Genomic DNA, 22,704 nt, shown 5'->3' with positions numbered 1-22,704 from the left:
CTTGCCCTACCCCATCGAACGCCTTGGCTCGCTTTGCGAGTTCGATCCTTCGAAGTCAGAAGTTCGCGGGCGCTTAGAGGAGGATCCGTTAGTCTCGTTCGTGCCCATGAACGAGCTAGGGATTGGGCTTCGGATGGTAGCAGGCAAGGAAACCAAGCCGCTCTCATCGGTCTACAAGGGCTACACATATTTTGCTGATGGCGACGTCCTTCTTGCAAAAATCACACCCTGTTTCGAGAACGGAAAGCTGGGAATCGCAGGAGGACTTGAAAATGCAATCGGCTTCGGGTCGAGCGAGTTTATGGTCCTGCGGCCTGGTCCGCGTCTCTTGGCCGCCTATCTAGCTTATTTTCTTGGGCAGGATGAGTTCCGGACTGCGGGCCAAGCATCAATGACGGGCGCGGTCGGGCATAGACGCGTACCAAAGGAGTGGGTTGAAAGCCATACGCTTCCGGTGCCTCCTCTCGCGGAACAGCGACGCATTGTCACTATTCTGGATAAGGCGTTCGAAGAGATCGCCTCTGCGGTGACGAATACCTCGGATTGCTTGGCGCACGCCGAAGATCTTTTCCGCGGCGCTCGCGAATCTCTGTTCACTAATCGGGACAAATCGTGGAAAAATCAGCCGTTCGCCAATACCTGCGAGAATTTGGACGGGCGGCGTCGCCCTGTGACCAAGCGTGATCGGGTTCCAGGAAACGTGCCATACTATGGCGCGTCCGGTGTAGTTGATCATGTTCAGCATCATCTCTTCGATGAAGATCTGCTGCTCGTTTCCGAGGATGGTGCGAACCTTTTAGCGAGGACATATCCAATAGCGTTCTCTATCTCCGGGCCCTCCTGGGTGAACAATCACGCTCATGCGCTTCGCTTTGCAGACAAGCGGACGCAAGTATTCGTCGAACACTATCTCAACTCGATCGACCTGCAGCCGCATGTCACTGGCATGGCCCAACCGAAGCTGAACCAAGGTGCGCTGAACAAGATCAATGTGCCCCTTCCATCTCTTGAGCGACAAGCTGAGATAGTAGAGTTAATAGAACGAATTTACCTCGAGACCCAAGCTTTGACGGGCACATTGAGTGGCAAACTCGCCGCCCTTACTGAACTCAAGCAATCCCTCCTCGCCCGCGCCTTCTCCGGCGAACTGACCCGCGAGACTGTCGCCGCATGAACGAGTCCGAGACCCGCGCCGAACTGATCGATCCCGCCCTGAAGGCGGCCGGTTGGGGCGTGGTCGAGGGCAGCAAGGTCAATCGCGAGGTCATCTGTCCGGGGCGCATCCTCGGCGCCGGGCAGCGGGGTGAGGCGACGACAGCGGACTACGTGCTGAGCTATCGCGGCCGCAAGCTGGCGGCGGTGGAGGCCAAGGCCGCCGGCAAGGGCGTTACCGCCGGGTTGGGCCAGGCCAAGATTTACGCGGGAAAGCTCAACGCCCGCTGGGCTTTCTCGACCGATGGGACGGGCCAGTACCAGGTCGATATGGAGACGGGGAAGGAGGGACCGGTCGCGGACTGGCCCACGCCCGATGCGCTATGGACCGCGACCTTCGCCGAGGAGAACGCTTGGCGCGACCGATTCGCCGCCGTGCCGTTCGAGGATAAGGGCGGGACGCAGCCGGCGCGCTACTATCAGGTCAACGCCGTGCAGGCCGTGCTGGACGCCGTGGCGGCGGGCGACAGGCGGGTGTTGCTGACGCTGGCCACCGGGACCGGCAAGACCTTCATTGCCTTCCAGTTAGCGTGGAAGCTGTTCCACGCGCGGTGGAGCCTGACCGGCGAGCCGACGCGCCGGCCGCGTATCCTGTTCCTGGCCGACCGCAACATCCTGGCGGACCAAGCCTACAACGCCTTCTCGGCCTTTCCCGACGATGCGCTGGTGCGGATCAAGCCGGACGCGATCCGCAAGAAGGGCCGGGTCCCCAAGAACGGCAGCGTCTTCTTCACGATCTTCCAGACCTTCACCAGCGGCAAGACCGATGCGCTGGGGCGGGAGGAAGCCTATTTCGGCGACTATCCGCCCGACTTCTTCGACTTCATCATCATCGACGAATGCCACCGGGGCGGGGCCAACGCCGAGGGCGAATGGCGGGCGATCCTCGACTACTTCGAGCCGGCGGTGCAGTTGGGCCTGACGGCCACGCCGCTGCGGCGCGACGAGAACCGGGACACCTACGCCTATTTCGGCAAGCCGGTTTACACCTACTCGCTGCGCGAGGGGATTGAGGACGGGTTCCTGACGCCGTTCAAGGTGCGCCAGCACAAGACGACGCTGGACGACTACGTCTACACGCCCGATGACACCGTGGTGTCTGGCGAGGTGCGCGAGCAGCACCGCTACACCCCCGGTCAGTTCAACCGCACCATCGAGATCGAGGCGCGGGAGAAATACCGTGTCGACGTGTTCATGAGGGAGATCGATCAACGCCAGAAGACCCTGGTGTTTTGCGCCGGCCAACCCCACGCCGCCGCCGTTCGCAACCTGATCAATCAAACCAAAAGCAGCACCGATCCCCACTATTGCGAGCGGGTCGGGGCCGACGACGGCGCCATCGGCGAGCATTGGCTGCGGCAGTTCCAGGACAACGAGAAAACTATCCCCACCATCCTTACGACCTCGACCAAACTCTCAACCGGAGTGGATGCGCGGAACGTCCGCAACATCGTGTTGCTGCGTCCGGTGAACAGCATGATCGAGTTCAAACAGATCATCGGGCGCGGAACCCGGCTGTTCGACGGCAAGGAGTATTTCACCATTCACGATTTCGAGGGGGCCTATCAGCACTTCCTCGATCCGGAGTGGGACGGGGAGCCGATGGACCCCGTACCGGCCGGGCCGAAGGGGCTGGTCGCGGAGCCGCATCCAGGCGCGTCCCCCAAAGACCCGAAGGAGCCGGGCGAGCGGCCGGAAAAGGTCGTGATCAAGCTTGCGGACGGTAAGGCGCGGACGATCCAGCACATCAGCGCGACCAGTTTCTGGGGACCGGACGGGCGACCGCTGTCGGCCGCCGAGTTCCTCCAGAGCCTGTTCGGCAAGACGCCCGAGTTGTTCCGGGACGAGGACGATCTGCGTCGGCTGTGGGGCGCGCCGGAGACGCGCAAGGCGCTATTGGCGGCGCTGGCCGAAGCGGGTTTCGGGATCGAGCCGCTGACGGAGATGGCGCGGATCATTGACGCGCCGGACAGCGACATTTTTGACGTTCTCGCCTATGTCGCTTTTGCGTTGCCGCCGGTCAGCCGCGCCGAGAGGGTCGAGACGCGCAAAACCGACGTGCTGGAAGGGTATGACGCTGCGCTGCAGGCCTTTCTGGATTTCGTCCTTGGCCAATATGTGAAGCAGGGGGTTGGGGAGCTAGATCAGGACAAGCTGCCGCGACTGCTTGAACTCCGCTACGATAGCGTCAGTGAGGGGGCCGCTGCACTGGGGGGCGTTCCCAAGGTTCGGGATGCATTTGTGGACGCCCAACGGGTTCTATTCGCTCCGTAACTCCGAGGGTCACTATGGGGGTTACTCGCTTTCGCTTGTCCCAAAGAGTTGAATAAATCCAAAGAATTACCCCATCCATGCGAGTCCGACGGCGCGCGCTCTGCTTCGCCCTGACGGGCTTCGCAGGCCGCCTCGAGGCTAGGCCGCGACCTGGCTCGGGGGCTTGGGCGCCAGGGCGTTTTCGATCGCCTGGAACAGGGTTTCGGCGTGGATGGGCTTGGCGATGCAGTCGTCCATGCCGGCCGCCAGATAGTCGCTGACCTGCTGGCTCATCACGTTGGCGGTCACCGCCAGGATGGGGGTCGCGGGGCGGTTCTGGGCCGCCTCGAAGGCGCGGATGGCCCGGGTGGCCTCGACGCCGTTCATCCGGGGCATCTGGATGTCCATCAGCACCACGTCGAAATTGCCCAGCTTGAAGGCTTCCAGGGCCTCGGCGCCGTCCTCGGTCATGACCAGGTCCAGGTCGAGCGGCTCGAGCACGGCGGCCAGGATCAGGCGATTGGTGGCGTTGTCCTCGGCGGCCAGAACCCGCAGGGGTCGCGACCCGGCGTCGGCGGCCGGCGCCTCGGCCAGGTCGCTCAGGACTGGGACGATCTCGCCGGGCTCGATCCCGGGGGCGTCGGGGACGCTCGTCGGCGGCGGCTGGCGCTCCATGGCCGGGGCTCGCCGGTCGGTGATCCTGGACATCACCACCGCCAGTCCGCCCTCCGGCGTGGGGCTGACGGACAAGGCGAATTCGCTGAGGAGTCGGCCCTGGCGGGCGGCCTCGGCGATGATCTCGGGGAAGGTCAGCCCGACGACCGGCTGCAGGCCACAGGTCTGCAGCATGGCGGCGTAGGGCTGGTTCCAGAAATACAGCTTCTCCTGGCTGTCGAAGAAGGCGATCCCCGAGGGCGCCGCGTCGAGCGCGGTCTTCAGATCGGCCATGGCGGCCCGGGAGCCTTGAGGGTCGAGGGTGAGCAGGGCCGCGCCCGAGAGCAGGGTCAGCGCCACCAGGGCGGCGGCCCGCGCCGCCAGAACGGGCTGGCCGATGACCACGCAGATGGTCCAGGCGACCGCGGCCAGGGTCAGGCCGCCCAGGCCGATGCGCAGCAGCCAGGTCCGGTTGGCCATGATCAGGGCGCGGCGCCGGGGCCCGACCGCCATCCAGGCCGAAATCAGGCCGCCGGCCGCGAGCAGATTGAGGAACCCATAGTCGTCGCCTTGGGCGATCGAGGTCAGGACGGTGAGCATTCGGGTCTCCGCGAAACGCCGGATGACCCAACCGCAACGGGGTTTGCAAACCGCTAAACCGAGGGTGAACGCGACGCTACGCCACACCAATCGGTAGCGACCTCGGCGCGCCTCAGACCAGCCCGCCGGTTCTGCGTTTGCGGGGCCGCTCCCAGACCACGCCGGGATAGCCCTTGAGCGGGACCAAGGGCTGGCCCTCGTAGGCCCAGTCCGGCGTCTGGTCGATGGCGATGTGATAGCGGGGTTCGCGGCCGGTTCCCTCGTGGAACAGGGCCCGGGCGATATTGATCATCTTCTTCGAACGGGCCCGCTGGTAGAACAGCGGGGCGCCGCACTGGCCGCAGAAGCTGCGGACGGCGCGGGTTTCGGGCTCTTCCCAGCGGCGGACGCCCTCTTCGCCCTCGGTCAGGCGGAAGCGGCTCAGCCAGCTGCCGACATAGGTGGCGCAGAAGGCGCCGTGGGCCCGGCGGCTGGCGGCGGAATGATCGTGCCAGGCCCAGACGGCGGGGACGGTGATCTCGAACTTCACCTGGCCGCAGGGACAGGCCCCCCTGGCGATGAGACGCTGCTTGGCTTCCTTCATGGGCTGAGGCTAGGCGCGGGTGAACTCCATCGTCCAGTTGGTTTCCCAGGTCGCGCCGCCATCGGGGCTGAAGGCCTGTTCCCAGTGGGCGGAATTGGCGGTGATCCTCGACCACTGGAACCGAACCTTGATCGGCTTGCCGTTGAAGGTGTCGTCGCCGTCGAAGGTCCCGACGCCGTCCTTGAACCCGCCATAGACCGGCGGCTCGATGCGGTCGGCATAGCGTTCGTCCAGCCACCAGATGGCCCAGAGGCCGGTCTTTGTGTTGAAGGCCCGAATGCCGACGGCGCGATAGGCGCCGCTGGGGATGTCCAGCCAGTTGTCGTCGACGGTGCCCAGGCCATCGAGGGTCAGCCAGAGCTTGCTGGTCCCATCGAAGTCCTCCCACTCGGTGCTCCCGGCCAGTCGGGCCTTGAGGCGGTGGTGGCGCACCTTCCAGCTGCCGACCAGCCAGTCGAAGTCGTGGCGGTGGCGGTCGAGATCGACGCCCGACACGGGCTGGGGGGCCGCGGCCTGAGCCGTCGTGGCGAATGCCGCGGCGGCGAGAGTGACGGCGATGGCGTCGCGGCGGGTCGGGGTGTCGGTCATGGCGGCCTCCTGGAGATGAGGCGGCTCTTCTACGAGCCAATGACTGTCAGTGAGTGTTAGCTATTTTGAGGTGACAGCGGATTCCCGTCCGAGTTGACGATTTCTCTTCGGGTACGCCATCATTCCGCGAACAAGGGGGAAGCGTCCCGCATGTCGGGCGCTCTGCAAGTCGGGGGAACGTCATGGCCGCACCGCGCCTCGCCGATCAGCTCGAGTTCATCGCCAGCGCGCCCGATCCGCGCCAGGAGAGTTACTATTTCGAGCACAAGATCAACAAGATCAGCGCCAACGCCCCGGCCGATCACCGCGTCACCGGGGTGACGGTGACTCTGGAGGCCGGCCACCGCAACAAGGTCTACGACGCCCTGCACAAGGACCCGGGGAGCAACAAGGCCGACCCCGCCGTCCCCTATCCCGACACCCGAACGGTGCTGATCCTGTGCGACGTGCTGGAGATCAAGAGCCCGCTGCGCATCCCTCAGGCCGATGTCACCATCCATGCCCGCCAGATCGTCTTCTGGCCGAACGGGGCGATCGACACCTCGCCGCTGGACTGGCGGGTGGGCAAGGCCGCCGACGCCTCGGTCAACGGCAAGGCGGGCGGCGACGGGGCGCCTGGCCGCAGCGCCGGCAAGATCACCATCTTCGGCGGCGACGCGCTAATGACCACGGACGGCCAAAGCCTGAAGCCGCTCGACGGCAAGAAGCGGCTGACCGCAAACGGCGGCCATGGCCAGGGCGCGGGCCTGGGCAAGAACGGCGACCACGGCAGTTCCGTCTACGGTTTTTCAAGCTACGAGTGGCCCCACCGCGACAGCTTCCTGGGCACCACCAAGTTCAAGCCGAAGTTCGATCCGCCGGCCTACTACATGAAGGCGGACGTGCGGGTGCTGGAGGGCATCACCGCCACCACCCGCTACGAGGGGGCCGACAAGGCGCCGACCTCGGGCAAGGACGCCCTGCCGCCGGGGGCGCCCGGCTCGGGTGGCGATGCGGGCCTGCTGACCACCAACCACGCCGGCTTGATGAACAGCTTCCAGAGCGCCGCCGGGTCGGAAGGGGCTCGGGCCGTCGATGTGGCGGGCGGGCGGGCCGGCACGCCCACCCGCTCGGCCCGCTATGAGCTGATCTGCTATTACGATGCGCTCGGCAACGATAACGGCCGGGTGGAGACCAAGGTCAAGACCCAGACCACCACCACGGCGGGGGCCGACTACAAGGCCAAGGGCTCTTCGGGCGGCGGCGGCAAGCGGCCCAACCCGGCCCCCTACCAGCAGGTCATGAGCTGGCTGCATCCCGATCTGCTGCGCCTGATGCTGATGGTGATGCGCGAGGTCTTCCTGGCGGGAGACCAGGCCCGGGCCGGCGCATTGCTCGAAGCCTATGAGGCCACCCTGGTCATCGGCCCGCCGACCGCCTCGACCCTGTCCGGCTGGAACAACGACAACGCCCCCGAATGGCACGCCGCGACCGCCGAGGTGGCTTCGATGCGCCAGCGGCTGGCGAGCAAGCTCGACTATTTCGGCAACCCGGCCGGCTATGCGCCGCTGCTCTCCCTGACCAGCGCGATGCGGGCCTACGACCTGGAAGCCGACGCCGCCCTCAAGACGCTGCTGCTGTCGCGCTGGATCGAGAGCAAGGCCCAGACCCAGACCAACATCACCGCCGCCGCCGACCAGGCCATCGAGACCCTCAACGCCAATTCCGAGAAGGTCGTGGCGCAGATGGCCAAGGCCCAGGAGAGCATGAAGCGGCTGGACACCGCGCTGCAGGAGGTCGCGGATGACCTCGAGAAGGCCCAGACCAACCTGCTCGGGCTCAACACCAAGCTGATGAACGAGGCGGCCAGCAACGCCTCCAAGAAGGCCCATATCAAGGCGGCGGTGAACATGGGGGCGGCCCTGCTGCAGGTCATTCCCTATGGCCAGCCGGTGTTGGGCCACATCGGCGACTTCGCCTCGACCATGGCCGATTACGAGGACAAGGATCCGGTCGCCTCGGTCAAGAAGGCCGGCGACTCGATCACCGGCTCCATCAAGGCGGCCAAGGACGCCAAGTCGGCGGCCGAGAAGGCCATGAAGGAGGCGGTCAAGGAGGCCAAGAAGGAGGGCAAGACCGCCGAGGAGATCGAGGAGATCCGCAACAAGAAACCGACCGCCTGGGCCACCGCCGCCAAGGGCGTGGGGCCGGCCATCACCCTGGTCACCAAGGCCATCACCTCGCTGCACGTGCCGCAGTCGGCCATCGACGCGGAACTGGAAAAGCTGAAGGCCAAGAGCGACGAGTGGGCCAAGATCGCCGACGAGATCAAGGCGCTGGCGATCAAGAAGGGCAAGGTCTTCGACGAGCTGATGACCACCCTGCAGCAGATCGCCGACGGCTACGCCAAGGCCTCGACCAACGCCACGGCCGTCAACACCCTGACCGCCGCCCGCGGCCAGGCCATCGCCGCGGTCAACCCGGCCGCCCTGCAGTTCATGGCCGAGCTGGGCCAGCGGGCCCGCATCGCCCTGACCACCCAGCTCTACTACCTGGTGCGGGCCTATGAGACGACGGCGTTCAAACCGGCGAGCGTCACCTGGGCGATCACCGAGGTGTTCGCGCGGATCGAAAAGCTGCTCAACACCAACAAGGACAAGGACGTCCAGACGGTGCTGGCCGAGGCCACGGTGCTGGCCCCGCTCTTCCAGGCCAACCTGGACGGCATCCGCGCCGACCTGCTCAAGGACGGGGTCATCCAGTCCGAGAACCTGCCGCTGGAACTTTCCATCGGTCCCAATCAGGCCCAGGCCCTGGCTGAGCTCAACCGGACCGGCCGGATCGACATCGACCCGGTGCGTCGCGGCCTGGTGCTGCCGCGCCACCAGCGGGCCTTCCTCCAGAAGATCACCCTGGACAGGCTTGAGTTCGCCGATCCCGTCCCCGGCTCGGGCAACGCCATTCTGACCCTGACCGTCGCCAATGAGGGGATCGTGCGGGTCGACGAGCATCTCTATGGCGTGCGGCGCGACGCGGACCGCATCTGGAGCTGGAGCTACGGTTTCGACGGCAAGAAGGTGACGCCCAGCCTGCCCAGCCTCTTGGCCCTGGATATCCTCAACGCACTGCTCAAATCCACCGACGCCACCATCAAGCAGAAGCTGGCCCTGCCGCCGGCCTGGTCGGACCTGGCGCTGGATATCACCTTCAGCGACCTGCCCAGCGGCGCGCCGACCCCGCAGATCAAGAACCTGGTGCTGGGCGTCGGCGTCGACTGGCTGCCGGCCAAGAGCACCCAGGTGGTGCTGGACGTCCGGGCCCAGGACCCCTCGGTCGAGATCACCCTGAACCGCGCCGACCAGGGCCAGCGCAAGGACGGGACCGGCGACTTCCACCGCATCTACGGCAGGAACAGCAGCGTCGAGCTGACCGCCAAGCCCAGCAAGGGCTGGACCTTCAAGGGCTGGGAGGTCGGCGGCCGGGCGGTCGACGGGCCGGTGTTGAAGCTGGACCTGAAGAGCGACACCCAGGTGGCGGCGCTGGGGGCGCCGACGGGCTGATTTGGCGGGCTGATCGACCTATCACTAGCGATAGGTTGCCTTAGCGGGCCGCCTCGACACATTGTCGGGACATGAAGACCGCGACGCTGCCTAAGCCCCTCCAGTCCCGCCTCGACGCGGCCGCCAGCGGCTATGCGTCGGGCAAGGGCATGCCGACCGTCGACTTCACCGCCCCGGCGGGGGAGGCGGCCCTGGCGGCGCCGGACTCGGTGTCCTGGCGGGTCTTCAAGAACCCCATCGCCCTCTATATCGGCGGCATCACCGCCGTGCTGCTGGAACTGGCCGAGCCGCGGGTGCGCTCGGGGGTCTGGGATCACACCAGCTTCCGCACCGATCCCCTGCCGCGCATGCAGCGCACGGGGCTGGCGGCGATGATGACCGTCTATGGACCCCGGAGCGCGGCCGAGAAGATGATCGCCGGCGTCGGGCGCATGCACGCCAGGGTGAAGGGCCAGACCCCGGCCGGCGTCGCCTACGGAGCCAGCGATCCGGAACTGCTGGACTGGGTGCAGGCCACCGCCTCCTTCGGCTTCATGAACGCCTACCACCGCTTCGTGCGGCCGCTGAGCCAGGCCGAGCGGGACCGCTTCTATGCCGAGGCCGCCCCGGCGGCGAAGCTCTACGGCGCCACCGGCGCCCCGGGCTCGGAGGCCGAGCTGGAGGCGCAGTTTGAAGCGATGCGGCCCAAGCTGGAGCGGTCGGAAATCGTCTTCGAATTCCTCGACATCATGAAACGCACAGCCGCGTTGCCGGGGCCGCTGCGCCTCATGCAGCCGGTGCTGATGCGGGCGGCGATCGACATCCTGCCGGGCTGGACAAGGGACATCCTGGGGCTGGATGCCTCCTATGGCCTGAAGCCCTGGCAGACGTGGCTGGTCGCGATGGCCGGCAAGGCGTCGGACCGCCTGGTCATCAAGGCCGCCCCGCCCGCCCAGGCCTGCGTCCGCATGGGCCTGCCGCCGGAGTATCTCTACCGCCACCCATGAACACGCCCAGCGCCAAGGACCTCGCCTTTGTCGCCGACCAGGCCAGAGCCACGGTCCGCCAGGGGGAGGCGATAGGGCTGGGTTACGTGGCGGCAAGCCATGACATCGGCGACGTCCACCCCATGCTGGGGCCTGACGGCCGGCCGCTGGCCGAGACCACTTTCCGCTGGATCGATCCGAAGCTGAAATACTGGACCGAGCGAGCCTTCGCCCTGCGCGCCCAGTTCATCCACGCGGTCCGCTGCTGCGCCGAGCCCTTCTGGTTCGCCGAGGGTCGCTTCGGAAGCTGGCGGCCGATGTCGGCCCTGGAAGCCCTGGACGGGGCCAGCATCAGCGGCGAGTACGGCGTCGCCGGCGCCATCATAGCGCCCACCTACCTGACCGGCGGGGTGATCGGGGCGGTGGTCTGGGCGACCCCCGATCCAGCCGTGCCGGTGCGCGCCATCTTCGAGCGGGAAGCGCCGCGGCTGCACGCCCAGGCCATGCGGTTGCTCGGGGCCTATAACGACGCCGTGGGCGAGGCCCAGCCGGCCGTCCGCCTGACCCGGCGCGAGATCCAGTGCCTGAAGTGGGCGGCGGCCGGCAAGACCGACTCCGAGGTCGGCCAGATCATGCATATCGCCGTGCCTACCGTCCGCTTCCATATCCGCAACGCCGCTACCAAGCTCAAGGCTACCGGCCGCGCGCAGGCTACCCATCGCGCGGCCCTGCTGGGCTATGTGGGCGGGCTCAATACTTGAATGTGAGCGACATCCCGTAGGTCTTGGGCTGGGCCGGGAAGCGCACCACCAGGTTGGCGTTGCTGGCTACCGAGTTCCAATAATACTCGTCGGTGAGGTTGCGGCCCCAGACCGACAGTTCCCAACGGTCGTCCAGCGAATGGACCCCGAAACTGGCGCTGAGCAGGCCATAGGATTTGAGGGCAAAGCGCGGGTCTTCGCCCAGATCCGCGTGGGACCTGGTCTGGTAGCGGCCGTTGACCGCCGCCTGGACGCCCAGATTGTCGGTGATCGGCCGCGACCAGATCAGGGTGGCGCTGCCCTGGAACTTGGGGCTGTAGGGGAAGGACGCGCCGGTGAAGTCCTGGGCCGCCCCCGCGCCGTTGATGCCGATATATTGCTCCAGCTCGGTATGCAGCCAGGTCGCCGAGACGATGGCCGTCAGGTCGCTGTTGACCCTCCAGGTGACATCCGTGTCGAGGCCATAAGCCTTGGCGTTGGGGATGTTCGAGAGTCGCGCCAGGGCCGTGTAGATCGGGTCGGCGAAATAGACGCTGAGCTGCTTGTCCTCGTAGTCGTAGTAGAAGAGAGCCGCGTTCAGTTGCACCCGCCGCTCGAAGAGGGCGGTCTTGATCCCGCCCTCATAGGCCAGCAGCAGTTCCTGGCGGGCCGGGGCGTCCTGGGTGGAGATGTTGGCGGCGTTGATGGGCGTATCGCCCGCCTTGGCCCCGCGCGAGATCGAGGCGTAGAGCAGGGTCCCCTCGGCCGGGGTCCAGTCCAGGCCCAGGCGCCAGGCGATGTTGTCCTCGTCCAGGGTCGAGCTGACCTTGCCGAAGCTGGCGGTGGCCGGGTTGAAGGTCACGCACTGGCCCTGGGTGATCGGCGCCACCAGGCCGTAGACTCCGAAGAACAGCGCCCGGTTGGTGACGTTGACGTTGGGCAGCATGTTGGAATTGAAGTCGCGCGAGCAGCCCTCGAAATCCTGCTTGTCCTGGGTGTAGCGCAGGCCGGTGGTCAGTTTCAGACTGTCGGTCAGCTTCCAGTCGGCATTGGCGTAGAGGCTCCAGGTGGTGGTCTCCAAGAGGCCGATGTCTTCGTAGGTGCGGAAGGCCTGGCTGGCCTGCAGCGGGGTGTAGCCGCCGGTGTTGAACGGGCTGCCCAGCAGGGTGGCCGTGTAGAAGCGGATGAAGCCGACATTGGCGTTGTCGCCCAGCAGGGTGCGGTTGCCGTCGGTGATCTCGTCGCGGCCGTAATAGCCGCCGACCAGCCAGTGGCCGCGATCGCTGTCGCCCTCCAGCCGCAGCTCTTCGGACACCGACTTGATCTCGCCCTCGGCCCGCTGGATCAGGATGTCATAGGGCGCGCCGCTCCAGTCGAAGGTGGCGTCGCGGGTCAGGCGGTTATAGCCGGTCAGCGAGACCAGCCGCATATTGTCGCCGACGTCCCAGGTCATTTTCAGACGGCCGGCATAGAAGTCGTCGTTCTCCTTCAGCGGCTGATGGATGCCCAGCCCCGTGCCGATATCGGCGGTGCGCAGCGAGGCCGGGGCCCAGTCGGCCTGGGCGGCGTCGGTCGGCATGTGGGTGGAGACATAGCTCGCCAGGCCCGGTGCGTTGAACAGGGCGACGGGCGAAGGGCCGCCCGGCGTGGTATTGGGGGTGAAGCCGATGGCCTGGGCGGCCAGGGTGTCGGAGTTGTTGCGCCACCCCGACAGCGACAGCTCGACATCGAAGCCATCGGCGGGCTGTAGGGCCAGCGTGCCGCGCGCGCCCCAGCGGTGGATCTCGCCCAGCCGCTCGCCGCGGGTGTTGCTGACCTGCCAGCCCTCATCGCTGTCGTCGCTGCGGAAGGCGAGGCGCCCCTGCGCCTTGTCGCCCAGCGGGCCGCTGATGAAGCCGTCGAAATTGCGAGTCCTGTAGTTTCCCAGCTCCCCGGTGACGCCCGCGGCGAAGGTCTCGGTTGGCTTGCGGGTGACGAAATCGATCAGGCCGGCGGTGGTGTTGCGGCCATAGAGGGTGCCTTGCGGCCCTTTGAGCACCTCGACCCGCTCCAGGTCGTAGAGCGGCCCGGTGTTCATGAACGGATAGGCGTAGGCGACCTCGTCGACATAGGTCCCCACCGTGGAGGTGGCCGACAGGTTGATGGTGTTGAAGCCGATTCCGCGCAGGGTGTAGATCGGCACCCCCTGATAGCCCTGGCTGACGCTGAAGCTGGGGGCCACGGTCGACAGGTCCTTGGCGTCGGTGACCCGCAGGGTCTCCAGGTCATCGCCCTTGAAGGCCTGGATGCCCATGCCGACGCTGTTGGCGGTTTCCTCACGGCGCTGGGCGGTGACGATGATGGTGTCCACGGTCGGCGCCGCATCGGCCGGCGGCGGGGTCGCAACAGGTGTTTGGGCCAGAGCCTCCCCGCCCGTCAGCAGCGCGCCGGCGCAGACGCCCAGCGCCAGAAAAGCTCGTAAAGACTGTGAGTTACGCATCCTGTGGTCCTCCCTCGGGACCCTCTTGACGGGGCCCACACCATGGAGGCGAAGGATGAGGCCGGCAGGGATGCCGACAAGCTGACACTAGTGACAGGGTGGCCCGTCAGAGGTGGCCGGTCACCGCCGGCTCGGCCTGCCAGTTGTCGTGGCGGCCGTCCATGTAGGTCACCGGCGCCTGGGCCAGTTCCTGGGGACTGATGTCGTCCAGGCAGGCGACGAAGATGGCGACATAGTCCCCGCCGATCGCCTCGACATAGCCGCGTCCGAACGAGCGGATCCCGCAGACGCGGCAGAACAGGTGGTGGCCGGCCATCGAGCCGAACTGGTAGTCGGCCAGCGCCGCCTCGTCGCTGAGCAGGCGGAAGGCGGCCGGCTTGACCAGGGCCTCCCAGGCCCGGCCCTTGGCGCAGATCGAGCAGTTGCACCGGCTGGTTCCCGCCGCGAGATCAAGATCGACCTCCCAGCGCACCGCCTGGCAATGGCAGCTTCCATGATAGGTTTTCAGCATTGGAACCGCTCCCGCGACGGGCTAACAGGGACAAACTGAACCCACTCTGCTGACAGCATCATGTCAGCAGAAGCGCAAAGGCGCCGCCATGGACGCCCCCAACCGGCCGATCATCCCGCCCGCCCCGCCGGTGCACGCCAGGGACCTGCCGGTCTGGAAGCTGGTGCGGGGCATGACCAGCAATATCGCCGGGGTCTGGGCCGAGCGGCATTTCGATGAGCTGACCACGCGCGGCCGGGTGCTGGGCCAGGACAGCATCCTGCTGGGCGATCCGGCCGACGCCCGGGCGGTGCTGGCCGACCGCAGCGGGACCTATGCGCGGCCCGCCGCCTTCATCCGCCCGATCCGGCCGCTGGGCGGGGCGGGGGTGCTGCTGGCCGAGGGCGAGGAGTGGAAGCGCCAGCGGCGGATGCTGGCCCCGCTGTTCAGCCCCACCCGGGTCGGCGACCTGATCCCGCATTTCGCCGCCGCGGCCGACAACCTGGTGAGCCGGTTAGCCGGGCAGGGACGGGCCAACCTGTCGGCGGAGTTTCATCGCACGGCGCTGGACGCGGTGATGCGGGCGCTGTTCTCGATGCAGGTCGACGACGACCGCAGCGGCATGGCGGCCATGGTGCGCGACTACATCGCCGGGCCCGGCCGCCCGACCGTGTTCGACGGCATGGCGCGGCATGAGCATGACTTCACCCCCTGGGTGGGCGGCCGCCGGCGGCGGTTCCAGAAGGCCTGGTTCGCCCAGGTCGACGCCCTGGTCGCCGAGCGGCGGGCCGCCGGCCAGCCCGGTCATGGCGATCTGCTCGACCTGCTGCTGGCCGCCCGCGACCCCGAGACCGGCGAGGGGCTGGACAACGCCGAGATCCGCGATCAGTGCGCCACCATGCTGGTGGCCGGCTTCGAGACCACCTCGCGGCTGCTGTTCTGGACGGTCTATCTGCTCGGCCTCGACCCGATCGAGCAGGCCCGCATCCGCGCCGAGGTCATCGCCCACCCGCCCGAGCGCGTGAACAGCCTGGAGGACCTGGCCGCCTGGCCCCGGCTGCGCCAGACCCTGTTCGAGGCCCTGCGGCTCTATCCGCCGGTCGCCGTGCTGATCCGCGAGATCAAGCGGCCGGTGACCATCGCCGGCCATGAGATGAAGCCGGGCGTGCTGGCCTGGATCAGCCCCTGGGTCATGCACCGCCACCGCAAGTTCTGGGACAACCCCACGGCCTTCATGCCCGACCGCTTCGCCGGCAAGCCGCAGGCCTATCTGACCGAGGAAGCCTTCCTGCCGTTCGCGGCCGGCCCGCGCATCTGTATCGGCGCAAGCTTTTCCATCGCCGAAGCCTCGGTGCTGTTGGCCCGGCTGCTGACGAAGTTCGAGCTTTCGCTGGAGAGCGAGGTTCCGGTGATTCCGGTCTCGACCGTGACCACGGCGCCGGACCATGAGCCGTGGTTTGTGCTGACCCCGGTCAGTACTGCGTAATCGGCAACCGCACCTGCGGCACGGCCGGCGGATACAGCCCGGCGCGCAGGTAGTCCCAGGCGGCCAGGGCGATCATCGCGGCGTTGTCGGTCGACCAGCGCAGGGGCGGCAGGCAGAGCTCCACCCCAAGGCCCTCGCACATCGCCGCCATCCGGGCCCGCAGCGGCGGGCTGGCCGAGACGCCGCCGACCACCACCAGGGCCGTCGAGGGATGCTCGGTCAGGGCCAGGCGGCACTTGGCCTCCAGAACGTCCAGGCAGGCGGCGACGAAGGAGGCGGCGACATCCTCGAGCCGGGCGTCGGGATGCTTTTCCATGTGGCGGGCGACCGACGACTTGAGGCCCGAGAAGGAGAATTCCAGGCCTTCGTTGATCATCGGCCGAGGGAACTTGAACAGCGGCTGCCCCTGGGCGGCCAGGCGGTCCATGGCCGGGCCGGCGGGGAAGGGCAGGCCCAGCATCCGGCCGACCTTGTCGAAGGCCTCGCCGACCGAGTCGTCGCGGGTCGTGCCCAGCATGGCGATCTCGCCGGGGCCGGTCATCCGGGCCAGGATGCTGTGGCCGCCCGAGACCAGAAGGATGATGGCCGGATACTTCACCCGCGCCTGCTCCAGGTCGGCGCTGCGCAGGTGGCCACGCAGATGGTTGACCCCGATCACCGGCACGTTCCAGCCGACGCCCAGGCCGGCGGCGGTGTTGAGGCCGACCAGCAGCGAGCCAATCAGGCCGGGGCCCCGTGTCACCCCGATGGCGGCGAGGTCGGCGGGCGTGGCGCCGGCGTCGGCCATCACCTTCTCGATGGTCGGGATCACCGAGACCACATGGGCGCGGCTGGCGAACTCGGGATAGACGCCGCCAAAGGCGTTGTGCACCTCCTCCTGCGCGGCGATCACCGAGGCCAGCACCTCGCCGCTTTCCGTGACCAGGGCGGCGGCGGTGTCGTCGCAGGAGGATTCGATGCCCAGGATCAGCCGGCCGCTCATGCCAGATACTCCGCGATGGTCTCGGCGGGGATGGCGCCCAGCCGCTCGACGGTCGGCGGGTCGGTGCGGCAGTTGACCAGGGTCGAGGGCGTGGTGTGCAGCACGCCCCCATCGATGGCCAGGTCCGGCTTGCCGGCCAGCTGGGCCAGCACCTCGTCGAGGGTTTCGGCGCTCCCGGCCCCATGGGCGTTGGCGCTGGTGACCAGCAGGGGGCCGGTCAGCCGCAGGATCGAGAGCAGCCGCGCGTCGTCGGGAATGCGGACGGCCACCTCCTCGCGCCCGGCCAGCCAGCGGGGGCGGGGGCCTTCGACAAAGCCCAGGACCAGGGTCAGGCCGCCGGGCACCAGGGGCGAGGCCAGCAGGTGGGCGGCGCGGGGATTGATCGCCAGGCCCAGGTCGATCAGGGCGGCGGGATCGGCGACCATGATCGGCAGATTGACCGCGTGCGGCCGGGCCTTGAGCGCGAAGATGCGCTCGACCGCTTCCGGGTGGAGCGGCGAGGCGGCCAGGCCGTAGACGGTGTCGGTGGGCACGACCACCACGCCGCCATTGGTCAGGCAGGCCGCGATCTGGGCTTCAGTCATGGAACACCCCCCCATGGAATACTGGCGAGGTTTCGTTGAGGGGCTCGACCGGCTGGCCGGGCGCGCCGACGCGGTCGGGATGCAGCCGGACGAGGGCGAGCAGGCTGGCGGGATCGGGCGCCTCGATGCCGGTGTCGGTGCGCTCGACGTCGGGCAGGAACTCACCCAGCCGGCCCCGCAGCCGGCCGGCTACCGCCAGGGCGGGAGCCTCGCCGGCGGCCTGGCGCATGATCTCGCCGAGCGGGCCGAACCGCATGCCGACCACCTGGCCCGCGCGGATCAGCCCGGCATAGCCGTCGCCGCCGGCCGCCGGCAGGGCGACGAGCAAGGGCCGGTCGAGCGGACCGGCTTCGTGGGCGACGATCTCGAAATAGTTGAAGGCGGCGATGGGCAGGCTCAGGGCGAAGGCCAGGGCGTTGGCGAAGGTCACCCCGCCCCGCACCGAGCCCAGGCCGCCAGGGCCGATGTCGACGACCAGCCGGGAGAGGTCGGTCGGCGCGGCGCCCGCCTGGTCGAGCGCCCGGCGGACGGCCCAGGCCAGGTCGCGCTCGGGGCCCTTCTCGCAGTCGGCCAGCGAGTTGTAGAGGACCGCGTCATCGCGCCCCACCGCCACGGCGAACCGGCCGGACGAGGTTTCCAGCGCCAGGGTCAGGCTCATGCGAACCTGGCCTTCAGAGCGTCGATCACCGGCGCCCAGCGGGGCGTCTCGGCGCTGAAGGTCAGGCGGCGCGGGTCGTCGGCGCCGTCGATCAGTTCGAAACGAATGGTCAGGGCCTGGGGAAAATCGCTGGCGATCCGGTCGCCCCATTCGATCAGCGAGACGCCCTCCTCGATCAGCTCTTCGAGGCCGAGGTCGCGGAACTCGGGCGGACCGGACAGGCGATAGGCGTCGATGTGCAGCACCGAGGCCAGGGCGGTGCGGTAGACATTGACGATGCTGAAGGTCGGGCTGGTGACCGGGTCGGCGCCGTCCAGGGCCGCGACGGCGGCCTTGACGAAATGGGTCTTGCCGGCGGCCAGGGCGCCTTCCAGCAGGACGACGTCGCCACGCGACAGCTCAGCGGCCAGCGCCCGGGCGAGGGCGTCGGTCTGGTCGGGGCTGTTGGACAGGACGGCGAAGGCGGTCATGGGGCGCCGTCATATGCCGCCTTACCCCTGTGGCGCCAACTTCAAATTGCCGAGAGGCCGGGTCAGGACCAGCGTGGTGACCAGCGTGGTGGCCACAAGAGCCGCGCCCACGGCCAGGGCCAGACGCGGATCGCCGTCCCCCCCAACGCCATTTACGACCGCTCCGGCGATCAGCGGTCCGAGCGCCGAGCCGGTCAGCTGCGCGGCGGCGCTGGCGGCGGCGGCTCTGCGGCTGGGGTCGGCCTGGATCAGGAAGGAGAACAGCCAGGTCCCCAGCGCCATGCCGCTGAACGAGGCGAGCGCGAAGGCGGCGACGAACAGGGCGGGCGGCGGCTGCAGGGCCAGGATGGCGTAGGCGGTCAGGGTGGCGAGGGCCGCGCCGGCGAACACCTGGCCGGGCTTGAGGCGGCCGGCGCTCAACACGGCGAAAAGGGCGCCGAGCACCTGGGCGCAAAGCGCAGCGCTGACCGTCAGGCCGGAAAGGGCCGGATCGCCGGCCAGGCGGCTCATATGCAGCCACACCCCGGTTCCGGCGGCGACATAGGCGAAGAGGGCGGCCAGGCCGATCAAGCCGCGCGGGGCGGGCAGGCCGGCCGGGGCGGGGCGGGGCAGGGGCGGGAGGCTGGCCGGCAGGCTGGCGCAGAGCAGCAGGGCGATGGCCGACATCGCGGCCGGCGCCGTCAGGGCGATGGCGAGGCCAAAGCGCGGGAGCAGCAGGGCGCCGGTCAGGCCGACCAGGACCAGCTGGCCCAGGGACTGGCTCATGAAGAAGGCGGCGGCCCAGGGCTCGGGCCTGGCGCGCCGGGCCAGGAAGCCGATGGTGATCCAGATCAGCAGGCCGTCGGCCAGGCCAGCCAGGCCGCGCAGGGCCAGGATTTGCGGGCCGTGAGCGCCGATGACGGCGAGGCCAAGCCCGGCGCTGATGACGGCCGCGACGGCGGCTGTGCGGCGCAGGCGGGTCGGGGGCAGGAAACAGGCGGCCAGGGCGATGGCCAGGCCCATGCCGAACAGATCGGCCAGCACGGCGGGATGGACCAGGTCCTGGCTCAGCCGCCCGGCCTTGACCAGCGCATCCAGCAGCAGGGGCTGGACGCCGATGCCGATCATCGCCGCCGCCCCGACGCCGATCGCGGCGACGGCGCCCTCTGGCCGGTCGGGTTGAGCGGGCTCGGTCATGGGCGGAACAGTGCCGGGCGCCGGATAAGGATCGGTTACCCTATTCTCTGACAGGGCTTGAGGCCCGCGCCGCGCCCGCTAGGTTGGCTGCCTTGCTGTTGTGGAGTCCCGCATGATCACCGACCGTCGCGCCTTGCTCATGGGCGCCGGGGCCGCGCTGTTGGCGAGCCAAGCGTGGGGCGCGGCGGCGCTGGGCGACCTGACCCTGGGCTACTGGTCGCCTGAGCAGGTCCGGGCGGTGCTGGACCAGACGCGCACGGTGCGGTTGGCCCCCGATCTTTCCGACCTGACCCCGGGCGAACGCATTGCGGTCGGAAAGCTGGTCGAGGCCGGCAAGGTCGTGCAGGACATCTATGAACGCCAGCAGACCCCCGACGCGCCCGGCGCCAAGGCCGACCTGATCGCCCTGGACCGCAAGCAGGGCCATCCGCAGCGGACCCAGGACCTGCTGACCCTCTACCGCCTCAACCGCGGTCCGATCGCCTCGACCCTGGACAACAAGCGCCTGCCCTTCCTGCCGGTGCGGCCGCTGGCCCCTGGCAAGGGCGTCTGGCCCTGGGGGATCGGCAAGGCCGAGGTCGAGGCCTTCCTGACCGCCCATCCAGGCGAGCGCGAAGAGATCCTCAGTCCCCTGACCGTGGTGCGGCGGGCCAACACCGCCTCGGTCACCGCCGACCAGGCCGCCCTGGCCCGCCATCCGGCCCTGGCGGTGCTGCATGCCGGTTTCGCCAGGCGGCTGAAGGCGCTGAGGGACAAGCCCGACCCGAACCGGCTCTACGCCGTCCCTTACGCCGTCGCCTTTGCCGACGAGCTGGGCCGGGTCTACGACCTGCTGAACGCCGCCGCCGATGCGGTGGCCGGCGATGACGCCGAGTTCGCCGGCTACCTGCGCAACCGGGCCCGCGACTTCCTCAGCAACGACTACGAGTCCGGCGACGCCAGCTGGGTCTCGGGCCGCTTCCGGGCCCTCAACGCCCAGATGGGCGCCTACGAGACCTATGACGACGAACTCTACGGGGTGAAGGCCTTCTTCTCGTTCAGCGTCCTGAAGATGCGGCGCGAGGCCTCGGCGGAACTCCGCAAGGCGGTCAGCGCCCTGCAGGGGCTGGAGGACAGCCTGCCCTATGAGGCCCACAAGACCGTCCGCCAGGACATCCCGGTCGGCCTCTATGACGTCATCGCCGATTTCGGCCAGGCGCGGGGCGGCAACACCGCCTCCATCCTGCCCAACGACAGCCTGATGGCCCGCCGCTACGGCCGCACCATCCTGATGCGGGCCAACATCATCGAGGCGCCGATCCTGTTCGAGATGAGCGACCAGGGCTGGAAGGCCGCCGTCGCCGACAGGCACGCCGGCGACTACACCGCCGAGGGCAGCCTCTACCGCACCCTCTGGCACGAGATCGGCCATTATCTGGGGGTCGACCGCACCATCGACGGCCGCGACCTGGACCAGGCCCTGCAGGACGACGCCGACCTTCTGGAAGAGATGAAGGCCGACCTGGTCTCGCTCTTCGTGGCCCAGGCCCTGAACAAGAGCGGCTATTACAGCGACGCCCAGCTGCGGGGCGTCTACGCCAGCGGCATCCGGCGGGTGCTGCAGATCAACCGGCCGCGCCGAGACCAGCCGTACAACACCATGGAGTTGATGCAGTTCAACATCTTCATGGCCAAGGGGCTGATCAGCTTCGACCAGACGACGGGCCGGATCGCCATCGACTATGGCCGCTATCACGCGGTGGTCGGCGACCTGTTGAAGCAGCTGCTGAACATCCAGCGTCAGGGCGACAAGATGGCCGCCGACGCCTTCATCGCCGCCAACACCGCCTGGACCGATGAGGTCCATGGCCGGATCGGCAAGGCCATGGCCGCCCAGTCCAGCTTCCGTTTCGCCCTCTTCGCCTATCAGGCCCTCGACGGCCAGGAGCCCCCGCGATGAGCGATGCCGGCAACACCGACCAGATCGCCTACTGGAACGCCAAGACCGGCGACACCTGGGCCGAGCTGCAGGACCAGCTCGACCGGCAACTGGCCCCGCTGGGGGCGCGGGCGCAGGCGGTCCTGGGACCGAAGGCTGGAGAACGCATCCTGGATATCGGCTGCGGCTGCGGCGACACCACCCTGTCCCTGGCCAGGGCCGTGGGGCCGACGGGCGAGGCGGTGGGTCTCGACATCTCCCGGCCGATGCTGGAAGTGGCGCGGCGGCGAGCGAGCGACAGCGGCCTCAACGCCCGCTTCCTGGAAGCCGACGCCCAGACCGCGGCCCTGGAGGGCGGTTTCGACGGCCTCTATTCGCGGTTCGGGGTGATGTTCTTCGCCGACCCGGTGGCGGCGTTCCGCAACCTGCTGGGCGCGCTGAAGCCCGGCGGCCGGCTGGCCTTCGTCTGCTGGCGGCCTTTCAACGAGGTCGAGTATCTGCGCCTGCCGCTGCAGGTGGCCCTGGCCATCCTTCCCGAGCCGCCGCCGCCGCCGGATCCGACCGCGCCGGGGCCGTTCGCGTTCGGCGACGCCGATCGCACGCGGGGCATCCTGGAACAGGCGGGGTTCGCCGATATCGACATCCAGCCCTTCGACACCCTGATCGGCAGCGGCGGACTGGAGGAGACGGTGGCGCTGTCGCAGCGGGTCGGGCCATTGGGCAATCTGCTGCGCGAGTCGCCCGACCTGGCGCCGGCCGTCATCGCCGCCCTGCGCGAGGCGCTTTCGGCCCATGATGGACCGGACGGGGTGAGGCTGAATGGGGCGGTTTGGATCGTCACGGCCCGCAAACGGGGTTGAATCTCGCTTCTCACGCGATTGTCAGAGCGGTGTCGTAGAACATTGTTCCCCACATGCTACGGTCATCTTCCGTTAATACCCGGGAGACGGCGATGCAGACCCTCGACATTCAAGCTCTCGATCGGGAGATGGTGATCGTGGTGTGCGGCGATCAGGCCGTTTCAGCCACCATGGTCCAGCGTCTCAGCGAAGCCGGCTTCGGCGTCATCGGCCCGGCCACCTCGGCCCGCATGGCCCTGGCCCTGGCCGCCCAGGCTCCAGCCCACATGGCGGTGGTCACCGCCGACCTGTCGGACGGCCGCCCCGGACGGGATCTCGCCCGCGACCTGATGAGCAACTGGGGCGTCCGCTCCATGGTGCTGGAAGCCGGCGCCGACGCCCCTTCCGAATGGACCGTGGCGGCGACAGATGCGGCGCGGCTCAGCCGCGCGCTCGTGCAGGCCGACCCCAAGCTGGCCTAAGCCCCA

The 22,704-nt window shown here is 68.3% G+C and carries 19 protein-coding genes; 9 read left to right on the top strand and 10 right to left on the bottom strand.

The window, feature by feature from the left end; genetic code table 11:
- Position 1: 1 nt before the first annotated feature.
- A complete protein-coding gene (locus QO010_RS18095; RefSeq protein WP_307351477.1) occupies positions 2-1,174 on the top strand; it encodes a restriction endonuclease subunit S in 1,173 nt (390 codons plus the stop codon).
- On the top strand, positions 1,171-3,486 hold the full coding sequence (gene hsdR / locus QO010_RS18090; RefSeq protein ID WP_307351476.1) for an EcoAI/FtnUII family type I restriction enzme subunit R: 2,316 nt from the start codon (positions 1,171-1,173) through the stop codon (positions 3,484-3,486). The genes QO010_RS18095 and hsdR overlap by 4 nt, the downstream gene beginning before the upstream one ends.
- Before the next feature lie 138 nt (positions 3,487-3,624).
- On the opposite strand, the gene QO010_RS18085 is transcribed toward hsdR, so the two are convergent.
- The 3 genes from QO010_RS18085 to QO010_RS18075 form a co-directional block, all read right to left on the bottom strand.
- Positions 3,625-4,719, bottom strand: coding sequence for a response regulator (locus QO010_RS18085; protein WP_307351474.1), 1,095 nt, complete (start codon positions 4,717-4,719; stop codon positions 3,625-3,627).
- 112 nt (positions 4,720-4,831) lie between these two features.
- A complete protein-coding gene (locus QO010_RS18080; RefSeq protein ID WP_307351472.1) occupies positions 4,832-5,302 on the bottom strand; it encodes a GFA family protein in 471 nt (156 codons plus the stop codon).
- Between the two features lie 9 nt (positions 5,303-5,311).
- Positions 5,312-5,890, bottom strand: a complete 579-nt coding sequence (locus QO010_RS18075) for a DUF1579 domain-containing protein (protein WP_307351470.1) — start codon at positions 5,888-5,890, stop codon at positions 5,312-5,314.
- A gap of 182 nt (positions 5,891-6,072) precedes the next feature.
- On the opposite strand from QO010_RS18075, the gene QO010_RS18070 reads away from it, so the two are divergent.
- The 3 genes from QO010_RS18070 (at position 6,073) to QO010_RS18060 (ending at position 11,155) form a co-directional block, all read left to right on the top strand.
- A complete protein-coding gene (locus QO010_RS18070) occupies positions 6,073-9,429 on the top strand; it encodes a methyl-accepting chemotaxis protein (RefSeq protein ID WP_307351468.1) in 3,357 nt (1,118 codons plus the stop codon).
- A 71-nt stretch (positions 9,430-9,500) separates the two neighbouring features.
- Positions 9,501-10,415, top strand: a complete 915-nt coding sequence (locus QO010_RS18065) for an oxygenase MpaB family protein (RefSeq protein WP_307351465.1) — start codon at positions 9,501-9,503, stop codon at positions 10,413-10,415.
- Complete coding sequence (locus QO010_RS18060; RefSeq protein WP_307351463.1) at positions 10,412-11,155, top strand: helix-turn-helix transcriptional regulator; 744 nt, start codon at positions 10,412-10,414, stop codon at positions 11,153-11,155. The genes QO010_RS18065 and QO010_RS18060 overlap by 4 nt, the downstream gene beginning before the upstream one ends.
- Here the strand turns inward: QO010_RS18060 and QO010_RS18055 are convergent.
- Positions 11,145-13,613, bottom strand: coding sequence for a TonB-dependent receptor (locus tag QO010_RS18055; protein ID WP_307351460.1), 2,469 nt, complete (start codon positions 13,611-13,613; stop codon positions 11,145-11,147). The genes QO010_RS18060 and QO010_RS18055 overlap by 11 nt on opposite strands.
- Before the next feature lie 106 nt (positions 13,614-13,719).
- The gene (locus QO010_RS18050) at positions 13,720-14,124 is read right to left on the bottom strand and encodes a GFA family protein (protein ID WP_307351459.1); all 405 of its coding nucleotides are present in this window, start codon (positions 14,122-14,124) and stop codon (positions 13,720-13,722) included.
- A gap of 88 nt (positions 14,125-14,212) precedes the next feature.
- On the opposite strand from QO010_RS18050, the gene QO010_RS18045 reads away from it, so the two are divergent.
- The gene (locus tag QO010_RS18045; RefSeq protein WP_307351456.1) at positions 14,213-15,589 is read left to right on the top strand and encodes a cytochrome P450; all 1,377 of its coding nucleotides are present in this window, start codon (positions 14,213-14,215) and stop codon (positions 15,587-15,589) included.
- On the opposite strand, the gene tsaD is transcribed toward QO010_RS18045, so the two are convergent.
- Genes tsaD through QO010_RS18020 form a run of 5 tightly spaced genes read right to left on the bottom strand, consistent with a single transcriptional unit; the run spans position 15,576 to position 19,459 of the window.
- On the bottom strand, positions 15,576-16,571 hold the full coding sequence (tsaD, locus tag QO010_RS18040) for a tRNA (adenosine(37)-N6)-threonylcarbamoyltransferase complex transferase subunit TsaD (protein WP_307351454.1): 996 nt from the start codon (positions 16,569-16,571) through the stop codon (positions 15,576-15,578). The genes QO010_RS18045 and tsaD overlap by 14 nt on opposite strands.
- Positions 16,568-17,155 (bottom strand): L-threonylcarbamoyladenylate synthase, encoded by a 588-nt coding sequence (locus QO010_RS18035; protein ID WP_307351451.1) that lies wholly within the window; start codon positions 17,153-17,155, stop codon positions 16,568-16,570. Before QO010_RS18035 ends, tsaD begins: the two co-directional genes overlap by 4 nt.
- Positions 17,148-17,813 (bottom strand): tRNA (adenosine(37)-N6)-threonylcarbamoyltransferase complex dimerization subunit type 1 TsaB, encoded by a 666-nt coding sequence (gene tsaB / locus QO010_RS18030; RefSeq protein ID WP_307351449.1) that lies wholly within the window; start codon positions 17,811-17,813, stop codon positions 17,148-17,150. The genes QO010_RS18035 and tsaB overlap by 8 nt, the downstream gene beginning before the upstream one ends.
- Positions 17,810-18,283, bottom strand: a complete 474-nt coding sequence (gene tsaE / locus QO010_RS18025) for a tRNA (adenosine(37)-N6)-threonylcarbamoyltransferase complex ATPase subunit type 1 TsaE (RefSeq protein ID WP_307351447.1) — start codon at positions 18,281-18,283, stop codon at positions 17,810-17,812. The genes tsaB and tsaE overlap by 4 nt, the downstream gene beginning before the upstream one ends.
- Positions 18,284-18,304: 21 nt before the next feature.
- Positions 18,305-19,459 (bottom strand): hypothetical protein, encoded by a 1,155-nt coding sequence (locus QO010_RS18020; RefSeq protein ID WP_307351446.1) that lies wholly within the window; start codon positions 19,457-19,459, stop codon positions 18,305-18,307.
- Positions 19,460-19,571: 112 nt separating this feature from the next.
- Between QO010_RS18020 and QO010_RS18015 the strand changes: the two genes are divergently transcribed.
- The 3 genes from QO010_RS18015 (at position 19,572) to QO010_RS18005 (ending at position 22,698) form a co-directional block, all read left to right on the top strand.
- Positions 19,572-21,398: a hypothetical protein gene (locus QO010_RS18015; protein ID WP_307351443.1), complete on the top strand. Its 1,827-nt coding sequence runs from the start codon at positions 19,572-19,574 to the stop codon at positions 21,396-21,398.
- Complete coding sequence (locus QO010_RS18010) at positions 21,395-22,237, top strand: class I SAM-dependent methyltransferase (RefSeq protein ID WP_307351441.1); 843 nt, start codon at positions 21,395-21,397, stop codon at positions 22,235-22,237. Before QO010_RS18015 ends, QO010_RS18010 begins: the two co-directional genes overlap by 4 nt.
- Before the next feature lie 92 nt (positions 22,238-22,329).
- Positions 22,330-22,698, top strand: a complete 369-nt coding sequence (locus tag QO010_RS18005; RefSeq protein WP_307351440.1) for a hypothetical protein — start codon at positions 22,330-22,332, stop codon at positions 22,696-22,698.
- Positions 22,699-22,704: the final 6 nt, after the last annotated feature.

The organism is Caulobacter ginsengisoli (genome assembly GCF_030814835.1).
Classification (GTDB): domain Bacteria; phylum Pseudomonadota; class Alphaproteobacteria; order Caulobacterales; family Caulobacteraceae; genus Caulobacter; species Caulobacter ginsengisoli.
Note: the sequence above shows the minus strand (reverse complement) of the source record. Positions and strands in the feature narration are given on the sequence as shown.

Coding starts and splice junctions, on each gene's coding strand:
- QO010_RS18005 (WP_307351440.1), top strand. CDS start 22,330: ATGCAGACCCTCGACATTCAAGCTCTCGATCGGGAGATGGTGATCGTG.
- QO010_RS18050 (WP_307351459.1), bottom strand. CDS start 14,124: ATGCTGAAAACCTATCATGGAAGCTGCCATTGCCAGGCGGTGCGCTGG.
- QO010_RS18020 (WP_307351446.1), bottom strand. CDS start 19,459: ATGACCGAGCCCGCTCAACCCGACCGGCCAGAGGGCGCCGTCGCCGCG.
- hsdR (WP_307351476.1), top strand. CDS start 1,171: ATGAACGAGTCCGAGACCCGCGCCGAACTGATCGATCCCGCCCTGAAG.
- QO010_RS18055 (WP_307351460.1), bottom strand. CDS start 13,613: ATGCGTAACTCACAGTCTTTACGAGCTTTTCTGGCGCTGGGCGTCTGC.
- QO010_RS18045 (WP_307351456.1), top strand. CDS start 14,213: ATGGACGCCCCCAACCGGCCGATCATCCCGCCCGCCCCGCCGGTGCAC.
- QO010_RS18085 (WP_307351474.1), bottom strand. CDS start 4,719: ATGCTCACCGTCCTGACCTCGATCGCCCAAGGCGACGACTATGGGTTC.
- QO010_RS18080 (WP_307351472.1), bottom strand. CDS start 5,302: ATGAAGGAAGCCAAGCAGCGTCTCATCGCCAGGGGGGCCTGTCCCTGC.
- tsaE (WP_307351447.1), bottom strand. CDS start 18,283: ATGACCGCCTTCGCCGTCCTGTCCAACAGCCCCGACCAGACCGACGCC.
- QO010_RS18060 (WP_307351463.1), top strand. CDS start 10,412: ATGAACACGCCCAGCGCCAAGGACCTCGCCTTTGTCGCCGACCAGGCC.
- tsaB (WP_307351449.1), bottom strand. CDS start 17,813: ATGAGCCTGACCCTGGCGCTGGAAACCTCGTCCGGCCGGTTCGCCGTG.
- QO010_RS18035 (WP_307351451.1), bottom strand. CDS start 17,155: ATGACTGAAGCCCAGATCGCGGCCTGCCTGACCAATGGCGGCGTGGTG.
- QO010_RS18015 (WP_307351443.1), top strand. CDS start 19,572: ATGATCACCGACCGTCGCGCCTTGCTCATGGGCGCCGGGGCCGCGCTG.
- QO010_RS18075 (WP_307351470.1), bottom strand. CDS start 5,890: ATGACCGACACCCCGACCCGCCGCGACGCCATCGCCGTCACTCTCGCC.
- QO010_RS18010 (WP_307351441.1), top strand. CDS start 21,395: ATGAGCGATGCCGGCAACACCGACCAGATCGCCTACTGGAACGCCAAG.
- tsaD (WP_307351454.1), bottom strand. CDS start 16,571: ATGAGCGGCCGGCTGATCCTGGGCATCGAATCCTCCTGCGACGACACC.
- QO010_RS18070 (WP_307351468.1), top strand. CDS start 6,073: ATGGCCGCACCGCGCCTCGCCGATCAGCTCGAGTTCATCGCCAGCGCG.
- QO010_RS18065 (WP_307351465.1), top strand. CDS start 9,501: ATGAAGACCGCGACGCTGCCTAAGCCCCTCCAGTCCCGCCTCGACGCG.